Origin of the sequence: Eggerthella sp. (genome assembly GCF_048329335.1) — a bacterium.
Taxonomy (GTDB): domain Bacteria; phylum Actinomycetota; class Coriobacteriia; order Coriobacteriales; family Eggerthellaceae; genus Eggerthella; species Eggerthella lenta.
Genome location: NZ_DBFEGU010000288.1, coordinates 1 through 9,781, shown reverse-complemented (window position 1 = coordinate 9,781; position 9,781 = coordinate 1). Strand labels below are relative to the sequence as shown.

The 9,781-nt window shown below is 61.3% G+C and carries 8 protein-coding genes; 3 read left to right on the top strand and 5 right to left on the bottom strand.

The window, feature by feature from the left end; genetic code table 11:
* The 5 genes from ACMO6A_RS09265 to ACMO6A_RS09245 all read right to left on the bottom strand — a co-directional run.
* A partial coding sequence (locus ACMO6A_RS09265; RefSeq protein ID WP_418471138.1) for an AMP-binding protein occupies positions 1-414 on the bottom strand: 414 nt, incomplete at its 3' end.
* A 90-nt stretch (positions 415-504) separates the two neighbouring features.
* Positions 505-1,410 carry an SGNH/GDSL hydrolase family protein gene (locus tag ACMO6A_RS09260; RefSeq protein WP_114538265.1) on the bottom strand — a complete coding sequence of 302 codons (906 nt, stop codon included), beginning with the start codon at positions 1,408-1,410 and terminating at the stop codon, positions 505-507.
* A gap of 95 nt (positions 1,411-1,505) precedes the next feature.
* Positions 1,506-3,116, bottom strand: coding sequence for a sensor histidine kinase (locus tag ACMO6A_RS09255; protein ID WP_418471137.1), 1,611 nt, complete (start codon positions 3,114-3,116; stop codon positions 1,506-1,508).
* Positions 3,088-3,792: a response regulator transcription factor gene (locus tag ACMO6A_RS09250; protein WP_015760991.1), complete on the bottom strand. Its 705-nt coding sequence runs from the start codon at positions 3,790-3,792 to the stop codon at positions 3,088-3,090. Before ACMO6A_RS09250 ends, ACMO6A_RS09255 begins: the two co-directional genes overlap by 29 nt.
* A 10-nt stretch (positions 3,793-3,802) precedes the next feature.
* The gene (locus tag ACMO6A_RS09245; RefSeq protein WP_139019509.1) at positions 3,803-4,123 is read right to left on the bottom strand and encodes an Ldh family oxidoreductase; all 321 of its coding nucleotides are present in this window, start codon (positions 4,121-4,123) and stop codon (positions 3,803-3,805) included.
* Between ACMO6A_RS09245 and ACMO6A_RS09240 the strand changes: the two genes are divergently transcribed.
* The 3 genes from ACMO6A_RS09240 to ACMO6A_RS09230 are packed head-to-tail and all read left to right on the top strand — an operon-like array spanning position 4,122 to position 9,751.
* Complete coding sequence (locus tag ACMO6A_RS09240) at positions 4,122-4,823, top strand: ABC transporter ATP-binding protein (RefSeq protein ID WP_009306363.1); 702 nt, start codon at positions 4,122-4,124, stop codon at positions 4,821-4,823. The genes ACMO6A_RS09245 and ACMO6A_RS09240 overlap by 2 nt on opposite strands.
* A 10-nt stretch (positions 4,824-4,833) precedes the next feature.
* Positions 4,834-8,367, top strand: coding sequence for an FtsX-like permease family protein (locus ACMO6A_RS09235; RefSeq protein WP_009306362.1), 3,534 nt, complete (start codon positions 4,834-4,836; stop codon positions 8,365-8,367).
* A 46-nt stretch (positions 8,368-8,413) separates the two neighbouring features.
* The gene (locus ACMO6A_RS09230) at positions 8,414-9,751 is read left to right on the top strand and encodes a trigger factor (protein WP_009306361.1); all 1,338 of its coding nucleotides are present in this window, start codon (positions 8,414-8,416) and stop codon (positions 9,749-9,751) included.
* Positions 9,752-9,781 lie beyond the last annotated feature (30 nt).

Below are 9,781 nucleotides of genomic sequence, written 5' to 3'. Positions count from 1 at the left end.
CTGCTGTATCCCGGCGCGCTGGCTATGCAGCTCCTCCAAGGAAACGATCTTGCACGCGTCTTCGAGTTGAAGGCCCCGCAGGGCTTCCTCGTCGGCCACCAAGAGCGGGCTTCCCAATGTCGCGACGATGTGCGCAAGTCGCACGGGGGGAACCGATGGATCGACCGGCACGTAATATCCGGATGCGAACAGCGTGCCCAGCATGATGGCAAGCGTGTCATAGCATTTTTCCACCATGATGACCACGCCCCGATTTGCCACGTCGTATTCGGATAGCGCTGCGCCGTACGCTGCGCTATCGTCCTGCAACTGCTTGTAGGTATAGCTGCCGAACTCGTCGACAACGGCCGTATCGCCGGGCCGCCGCTTCGCGGCCTCGGCCAGATACTCCAGCACATTGCTCTTGGATTTCATGGGAAACCTCTCTTACGTATTTGCCTCGTGTTCCACAGTAAGAGAGCAACCTTTTCGTTTCCTAAACGCTTTCTAAAGGTTTCTTTGGGTTTACCAATAGCCCAATTGAACGCCTCTCTGGTACACCGCCTGCGCCTTTGCGTAGTATCCGTAAGAATTCAAATGGGTCCAGTCTGAGCGTAGCTGCAGGGATATGCAGCCTACGGCAGCATCTTCTGCATCTTCTCGGGTGGGCGTAAGCCCTGCGATCGCCAACCCGTCATCGATGAGAAACTGGCGCATGTTGATAAAGCGGTCGCCGAATTCTGCGGTCAGCGCGGCCTCCCACTCGGTTTGACGGCCGGTCTCGCCCGGCTCGAAAGCCTCTTGACTTGGATCGCCGAACGAAGTTCCGGGGTCGTCAGTGTCGCCGATGATGATGAAGTTCTCGCATCCGGAGTTTTCGATGATCGCATGGTACTGCTCTATGAGCGTTGCGTAATCGCCGTCCCAGCCGCCGTTGCTTCCCATTTCCAGCACCAGTATCGTTCCCGTATGCTGTTTTGCCAGCTCGGCCACTTCCTCATCGATGAAGAGGCGCTCGTCCTCGTCATCGGCCTCGATGGCTCCTTGCATAATGCCGATCTCTTCGGATGTCGCGCCCGACACGCCGAAATTGCAGGTGGTCATACCCGTCAGTTTTTGAAGTACGTCAGGATACGACAGATAGCTGGCATCGAAGACGCCGTCGCCGGTCGCGATCACGGCTGGATCGCGACCGGCTCCTTCGGTCATGCTGTCGCCCCAGCAAACTATCTCCTTCGACGCTTTTCCGTTGCTCCGATCGTCTGAGACCAAAACGCGCTCTTCGGGCTCATCGTATCTCGCGTCCGCCAATTCGTTGTCGATCGAATCGTTTTCAGCATGCTTTTCCTGGGTTGCGGCGCATCCCGCCAGTCCGATGTGGCCAAGCAGCAGCGCAAGCAGCGCGACGCAGCGTATCAGAGGATTCTTCATAGCTCTCCTTCAAGCAAAGGACATACGCTTTTCACTATGAAAAGCCATCCTTTGCTTAGGCTGAAGACAGCCTTAAGGTTTCTTAACGAAAGGGGCTATGCCAGCGGAAGAGTCACGACGATCTCGGTTTCGAAGTCTTCTTCGGGCTGAGCTGAAACGGCAATCGTTCCACCCTGCAAATCTATGAAACGTTTGGCGATGGAAAGCCCCAAGCCGGTGCCCTTGCCCGATTCGCGTGCGTCATTGCTGGTCACAAACGGCTCGAACACATGGTCGCGTATGGATTCGGGAATTCCCGCGCCGTCATCCGCTACGGCGATCACCGCCTCGCTTTCAGTGCGTTTGCAGGTCAATCGAACGGTGACGCCGCCAGGATTATGCACGCATGCATTGTTGATCAGGTTGCCAAGCACGCGCGCCAGCAACGAGCCGTCGGCGCGCACCCAAATGGGATCGTCGGGGATTGCCGCGTCAAGGCGGCAGGCGCGCTGTTCGATAGTCGGAAGCATTTCCACCGCAATGCGACGAACCGCTTCGCAAACGTCCATCCGCACAAGCTGAGGGCTGTACGAGGGGTGGTTCGTTTTGGCGTAAAGAAACAGCGAATCGATGAGCTGGGAGGCTTCGTCCGTTTTTTCCTTCATTGCCCTCAGATACTCTCCGGCTTTTTCGGGCGGCACGCATCCGTCCTCGAATGCCTGCGCATACCCCCTTATCACCGTCAACGGCGTTTTCAGATCATGCGAAATATCCGAAACGATGCGCTGCTTGTCGTTTTGCGCGGCCTTAAGCTCCTCCATCAGCTCGAGAAAATTATCGTATGTCGGCACCAGCTCAGCTGGAACGCGATGCATGCCGTCGGGGCTTTCGCCGCCTTCCTTGCATGCGGTAATGGCAGCGTCGAGCGGCTTTGCCGCCCTGCGTATCATTCTCACGAGCACCACGGCGGCAATTGCCGTGAAGGCAACCGCGACAGGGATAGAAGAAAGCCAAATCATCCCGTTTTGGCTGATCAGCTCATCGTATGTTGCTTCGCTCACATTCGAGGAGATAAAAACAAGGGTGCGGGGCTGATTGTCGACGGTAACGTATTCGAGCTTCTGGATAGATTTGTTTGCGCTGAATTCCCCGTTTATCAGGGAAAGCTCCCGCTTGCTCAGCGATTCGCGACCGGCGAACAGGTCGCCTTCGACGATCGTTCCATCAAGCTTGCAAACGCATGAGGACAAGACTATCTTCGAACTCCCGATCCCGCTCATTCCGCATAAGTTTATTTCATACACGGTGCCGTAGCGGGCATCGAAGCGCTGCAAAACCTCGTAGAACACCTGATCTTCTTCGGTTCCGTTGATGATTTCCAGGTCGTTGGCGTCGATCGATTTGGCGACATCGTCATCGCTGGCATAGAGGCGGTTTCCGTTCTGATCGAATATCACCATCTGAGCAGATGGCGGTATCGAGTTTCTCAATTCGTTGAAAGAGTCGTTTTCCAGCGCGACCCTGTTTTTCTCCAGATCGTCGATGGAAGGAAACGCGCTGTTGAGGCGCGAGTCCGCGAGGTAGCCGACAGCCGAAAACAGGCCCATGATCAAGACCGCATAAACAAGCACGATCGACATGCACCGAAACGCCAAGCTGGAAAGCAGCGACTCCACCCCCAGCTTCACCGATGTCGCATCAGCCCTCAAAACGATATCCCAATCCACGAACCGTAACGATATGCGCCGGATTGTTGGGATCGTCTTCTATCTTAGAGCGGATGTTGGATATGTGAACCATGATGCTGTCCTCGCCTCCGCCATGCGAGGAAGCGCTGATCAGTTCATACAATTGCGCCTTCGTGTACACGCGGCCGGGCGAGGAGAACAGTTTGCTGAATATCTTCAATTCCGAGGCCGTAAAGGAAACCACGTTGCTGTTCTTCCGAACGATCAAGGACTCTTTGTCAAATTCTATGGCACCCATGCGCACGACCGAACCGTCTGGTGAAATGTTGCTTGGGCCGCTTGCGGACAATGCATTGCAGCGTCTGAGAACCGCACGAATGTAGGCCAGCACTTCGATCGGGTCGAACGGCTTCGTGATGTACCCGTCGGCACCCAAATCCAAGCCGAGCATCTTGTCGGTGGGCTGACTGCGCGCCGAAATGATGATGATGGGCGCGTTCGAAACCGAGCGAGCTTCCTTGATGAAGTCAAACCCGTTCATTTCGGGCATCATCAAATCCACGAGTATGACGGAAGGGGACTTGCGCTCAAGCAGCTCGAGTCCCAGCTTTCCGTTCGCAGCGGTTTCGACTTGGTAGTCGCTACCGCATAGATAGAGGCTCAGGATTTCGATAATATCCGAATCGTCTTCGACTATGAGAACCGTCTCATTCATGACGAGCCTTTCAAAAGAGTAGCGAGATCACGCTTTGCTCCTGCAGGGAGGGGGAGCGGCTTGGATTCGTATTGCCAGGACGCAGCCCATCAAGATAACGTTCGAGCAAAGAAATACCATGACTGGCGGCCTTGAGGTCATAGGGGGATTGAAAGAACAAGAAATCTCGCACTTTTGCCATAACCTGCGCATTGCATCCGGCAAGCTGCGAGCCGTTGATCGGATCCGTGGAATTTGTTCGCAGGGCAGGCGTGTTGTCGCTGGCGTTGGGATGTGGGTTCGTGTATGGTGAGGGAAACCGGTATTCGGGCTGACGGAAGAAGGGCGACATGGCGTTCGTGGAGTTTCGCGACGTGCGCAAGGTGTACCGCATGGGCGAGGTGGAGGTGGCTGCCGTCGACGGCATGACCTTCGACATCGAGCGCGGCGAGCTCGTCGTGGTCGTGGGCCCCTCGGGCGCGGGCAAGACGACGCTTTTGAACATGTTGGGCGGGATGGACGCCTGCTCGTCGGGAACCATCATGCTCGACGGTCGCGAGATCAGCGCATTCTCTGAGAAGGAGCTCACGTACTACCGTCGCTACGATATCGGGTTCGTCTTCCAGTTCTACAATCTCGTGCAGAACCTCACGGCGCTTGAGAACGTGGAGCTTGCCAGCCAGATCTGCAAGGATCCGCTCGATGCGGGAACCGTGCTCAAGCAGGTGGGCCTGGGCCATCGCCTGGACAACTTCCCGGCGCAGCTTTCCGGCGGCGAGCAGCAGCGCGTGGCCATCGCCCGTGCGCTGGCGAAGAACCCTAAGCTCCTGCTGTGCGACGAGCCCACCGGCGCGCTCGATTACCGCACGGGCAAGGCCATCCTGAAGCTGTTGCAGGACACGTGCTTCGACACGGGCAAGACGGTGGTGCTCATCACGCACAACTCCGCGTTCACCGCCATCGCCGACCGGGTGATCCACATCCGTGAAGGACGCGTTGCGAGCGTCGAAGTGAACGAGGCGCCTGTTTCCGCCGAGGCGATCGAGTGGTAGCCGGCGCGTCGTGAAAAGCGCGTTCAACACTGAGACCCTGCGTTCGATCACCCACTCGCTCGGGCGCTTCCTGGCCATCGCCGCCATCGTCGCGCTGGGCACGGGCTTCTACGTCGGCCTGCGCATGACCGCGCCTGATATGAAGCTGGCGGCCGACGAGTACTTCGACGGCACGTCGCTCATGGACATCCGCGTGCTTTCGACCCTCGGCCTCACCGACGACGACATCGCGGCGCTGCGCCACGTCGAGGGAGTCGAGGCTGTGATGCCCGCGCGCGAGACCGACGTCATGGCCTCTATCGACGGCGAACAGTACGCCACGCGCGTGCATTCGCTGCCCGATGCGGCGCGCACGAGCGACACCTCCGACGGCGTGCATGCGCGTTCCGACGACCCCGACTATCTGAACCGTCCCCTCCTCGTCCGGGGCTCGTGGCCGCAGAAGACGGGGGAGTGCGTGCTGTCGGCCAACCTCGTGGAGAACGACGCCATCGCCGTCGGCGACACGCTGACCATCACCGAGGGCGTGCAGGACGTGGACCAGACCCTCGTCACGCGCACGTACACGGTGACGGGCTTTGTGAACGCTCCGTACTACGCAACGTCTTCGAGCATGGGCGAGACCACGCTGGGTTCGGGCTCCATCCAACAGTATATGTACGTGCCCGAGAGCGACTTCTCGGCCGATCTTCCCTATACCGAGGCGTACCTCGCGGTGCGCGGGGTGGCGAACGAACGCGCGTCGAGCGACGCCTACCAGCGGCTCGTAGACGAAGTGGCGGATCGCATCAAGGCGCTTGCGCCCGAGCGCGAGCAGGCACGTGTCGATCAGCTGAAGTCCGATGCGCAGAAGGAGCTCGACGAGAAGCGTGCCGACTACGAGCGCGAGAGGGCCGACGCGCAGTCGCAACTGGACGATGCGAAGCGCCAGCTCGACGATGCCGCCGCGACGATCGCCGCAAGCGAGCAGGGGCTGGCCGACGGCCAGGCGGCCTACGACAGCGGCGCGTCCGAGCTGGCGAGCCGGCGTGCGAGCGCTCAGGCGCAGCTGGACGATGCCGAACGGCAGATAGCCGAAGGGCAGGCGCAGCTCGACGCGCAGCGCCCGCAGTTGGACGATGCCGCAGGGCAGCTCCAAGCGGCCCGGGCTCAGTGGCAGCAGGGCGCCGACGCCCTCGCGGCGGCGTGGGGCGATTGGCAGCGGCAATCCGACGAGCTTGACGCGGGCATAACTCGGGCGCAGGCCGGCGTCGCCGACGCAGCGGCCGGCGTCGACCGGATCCAGAAGGGCATCGACGCGCTGGAGGAGCAGATCAAGCAGCTCGATCCCGACAAGGACGCGCAGAAGATCGCCGAACTGCGCGCCGAGCAAGACGCCCTCAAAGCGCAACAGCAGGATCTCCGGGCGCAGATGGCTCTCGTCCAGGCCACCCTCGACGATCTCGTCAACGTGCAGAAGCCCAAGCTGGAGGCAGCGCGCGCCGAGCTCCAGGGCAAGCAGGACGTCTTGGACTCCTCCAAGGTCGAGCTCGAACAGCAGCAGGCCGCCTACGAAGGGGGGAAGGCTCAGTTCGACGCGAGCGCCCGGAAGCTTGATCAGGCGCGCGCCGATCTCGCCTCATCGCGCTCGCAAGCCGACGCGCAGATCGCCGCGGCTCAGCAGCAGCTCGACGACGCCGCCGCTCGGCTGCAGGACGGCCGCGCCCAGCTCGAACAAGGTCGCGCCGACTACGACAGCGGCCTCGCCGAATACGAGCAGAAGAAATCCGACGCCGATGCGCAGCTGGCGGACGCCGAGCGTCGCCTCGACGACGCCCAGAAGCAGATCGACGATCTGGAGCGCCCCGAATGGCTGGTCATGGACCGCACGGCGAACTACGGTGCAGCCAGCTTCGAGGCGGACGCCGACCGCGTGGACAGCATCGCCGCGGTGTTCCCGTTCATCTTCTTCCTCGTGGCGGCTCTCGTGGCCCTCACCACCATGACGCGCATGGTGGAGGAGGAGCGTGCCCTCATCGGCACGTTCAAGGCGCTTGGCTACCGTCGCACGCGCATCGCCTCCAAATACCTCGCATACGCAGCCGCGGCCAGCGGGATCGGCAGCATTCTGGGCATCCTCGCGCTGTCCCAAGTGCTGCCCGCCGTCATCATGAAGGCCTACGGCATCATATACTTCGTGCCCGAGCTGCCGCTCCCGCTGCCCGTCGATCCTGGGTTCGCCGGGCTTGCAGCCGGGCTCGGCGTCGGCGTCACGCTGTTCGCCACCTGGGCCGCCGTCGCCGCCACCTTGCGCGAGCGCCCGGCGCAGCTCATGCTGCCGCGCGCTCCGAAGGCGGGCAAGCGCATAGTACTCGAACGCATCGGTCCGCTGTGGCGGCATCTCTCGTTCTCGTGGAAAGTGACGTTCCGCAACCTGTTCCGCTACAAGAAGCGCTTCGTCATGACGGTCATCGGCATCGCGGGCTGCACGGCGCTCTTGCTGACGGGTCTCGGGTTGTCCAACGCCATCAACGATATAATCGACAAGCAGTTCGGCGAGATCACGAAGTACAACGCCGTCGTTACGCTGGCGGACGACCTGTCAAGCGAAGAGCAGCGGCGTATCGACGACCTGCTCGACGACGGCTCGCTCGTCACCGCGCATACGCTGGTCATGCGGCAGAACATGCTGGCCGGCGGGCCGGACGAGCAAGACAAGCGCATGGAGCTGGTCGTGCCCGAGGATCCGGCATCGTTCGACCGCTTCGTGGCCTTGAACACCCGCGTCGGCCATCATCCGGTGAAGCTGGACGACGACGGCCTCGTGCTCACCGAGAAGCTGGCGGCGGAGTTGGGCGTGCGCGCAGGCGATGCCGTCACGCTGACCGAGCAGGATGCCATCGGCAACGCGACCGGCACGTCCTACGAGGCCACGGTCACGGGCATCGTCGAGAACTACGTGTACCATTACGCCTATATGGGTCCTGCCCTCTACGAGCAGCTTATGGGCAAGGCTCCCGACTACCGCACCGTGCTGGCCGTCACCACGTCCGACCCCGACTTGCGCGTGCAGTTCTCGAACGACCTTCTGGCCGCAGGAGGCGTGAAGACCGTGGCGTACAACGACGAGACTATCGACGCGTACCGCGACATGATGTCGAGCGTGAACATGATTGTCGTGGTGCTGGTCACCGCGGCGGCGGCGCTCGCGTTCATCGTGCTGTACAACCTCACGAACATCAACATCACCGAGCGCATGCGCGAGATCGCCACCCTCAAGGTGCTCGGCTTCACGCCGCGTGAGATGAACGCTTACATCTTCCGCGAGATATTCCTCTTGGCGGCCATCGGCTGCGCGGTCGGTCTCGTGCTGGGCGTGTGGATGGAAGGCTTCGTCGTGGTCACGGCCGAGGTGGATCAGATCATGTTCGGCCGTGCCATACACCCGACCAGCTTCCTGCTGGCGTTTCTGCTGACCATGCTGTTCACTGTGCTCGTGATGCTGGCCATGCGCGGCAAGTTGCGCCGCATCGACATGGTGGAAAGCCTCAAGTCGAACGAGTAATGCGCTACAATGAGCGCTTGACGATCGAAACAGAAGGGGACTCTTCATGAAGGTAACCGAAAAGAAGCTCGACGACGGACGCATCCTGCTGGAGGCCGTAGCCTCCACCGCCGAGGTCAGCCATGCCCTCACGGCGGCTCAGTACAGGTTCGCCCAGCAGATGGGCGTGCAGCCCACGCCGGGCATGTCCGTGGAGCAGGCCGTCGAGAAGCAGCTGGGCATCAAGGACCTCGACGCCATCGTGCAGCAGCAGGCCGTGGAGTACCTCGTGCCGTTCGCCATCGACAAGCGCAACATCACGCCGGCGTTCCCGGCTCTTCCGAAGGCCGCCGGTCCGCTCAAGCGCGGCCAGACCTTCTCGTTCGAGGTTCGCGTCACGCCGAAGCCCGACTACGAGCTGAAGTCTTACGAGCCCGTGTCCATCACCGTGCCGCCTTTCGAGATCGAGCAGGCCGAGGTCGAGGAGCAGATCGCGCAGATCGCCGAGAGCTACGCGGAGTTCGTGTCGGACGAGCCGCACCCGGTGGAGAAAGGCGACGGCTTCCTGCTGGCGCTCGAAGCCTTCCAGAACGGCGAGAAGATGGACAACCTGTCCACCGAAGGCCGCACGTACCTCACCGGCATGGGCCTCATGCCCGAGGACTTCGAGAAGCATCTCATCGGCATGAACGTGGGCGAAACGAAGTCGTTCTCCTTCGACCTGCCCGGCATGAACGCCGACGACAAGGGCGACACCGTCGACTGCACCGTCACCGTCAAGGAGATGCAGAAAAAGGTCGTCCCCGCCATCGATGACGAATGGGTGGCCAAGAACCTGCCCATGTACCGCGATGCGGCCGCTCTGCGCGGCGGCATAACCGATCGCCTGACGGCCGACCGTCGCGCCCAGTACGAGGCGTACAAGCTGCAGGTTGCGGCATCCGAGCTGGCCAAGCGTTTCGAGGGCCGCATTCAGGACGAGGTGTACGAGGCCATGCAGCAGACGCTCGTGTCCAACCTGCGCGGCCAGCTGCAGCAGCAGGGCATCCCCTTCGAGCAGTTCGTGCAAAGCCAGGGCGGCGAGCAGCAGTTCGGCATGATCATGATGATGCAGACCCGCGAGATGCTCGTGCAGGGCTACGCGCTGGACGCGCTGTTCCGTCACGAGAAGATGACCCTCACCGACGAGGACATCGACGCCGCCTGCCGTTCGATGAACCCGCAGAACCCGGACGCCGTGAAGCGCGAGATGCAGGAGAACGGCCGCGGCTTCGCTCTGCGCGAGGCCGCCGAGCGCATGAAGGCGAACCAGTGGCTGCTCGATCATGCCATCGTGAACGTGGAGCAGCCGGTCGCTGCGAACGAGACGGCTGCTCAGCCGGCTCCCGCAGTCGACTCAGAGTAGCGATAACGCACAGATAACTATCTATCCGAG

Coding starts and splice junctions, on each gene's coding strand:
- ACMO6A_RS09260 (WP_114538265.1), bottom strand. CDS start 1,410: ATGAAGAATCCTCTGATACGCTGCGTCGCGCTGCTTGCGCTGCTGCTT.
- ACMO6A_RS09250 (WP_015760991.1), bottom strand. CDS start 3,792: ATGAATGAGACGGTTCTCATAGTCGAAGACGATTCGGATATTATCGAA.
- ACMO6A_RS09240 (WP_009306363.1), top strand. CDS start 4,122: ATGGCGTTCGTGGAGTTTCGCGACGTGCGCAAGGTGTACCGCATGGGC.
- ACMO6A_RS09245 (WP_139019509.1), bottom strand. CDS start 4,123: ATGTCGCCCTTCTTCCGTCAGCCCGAATACCGGTTTCCCTCACCATAC.
- ACMO6A_RS09230 (WP_009306361.1), top strand. CDS start 8,414: ATGAAGGTAACCGAAAAGAAGCTCGACGACGGACGCATCCTGCTGGAG.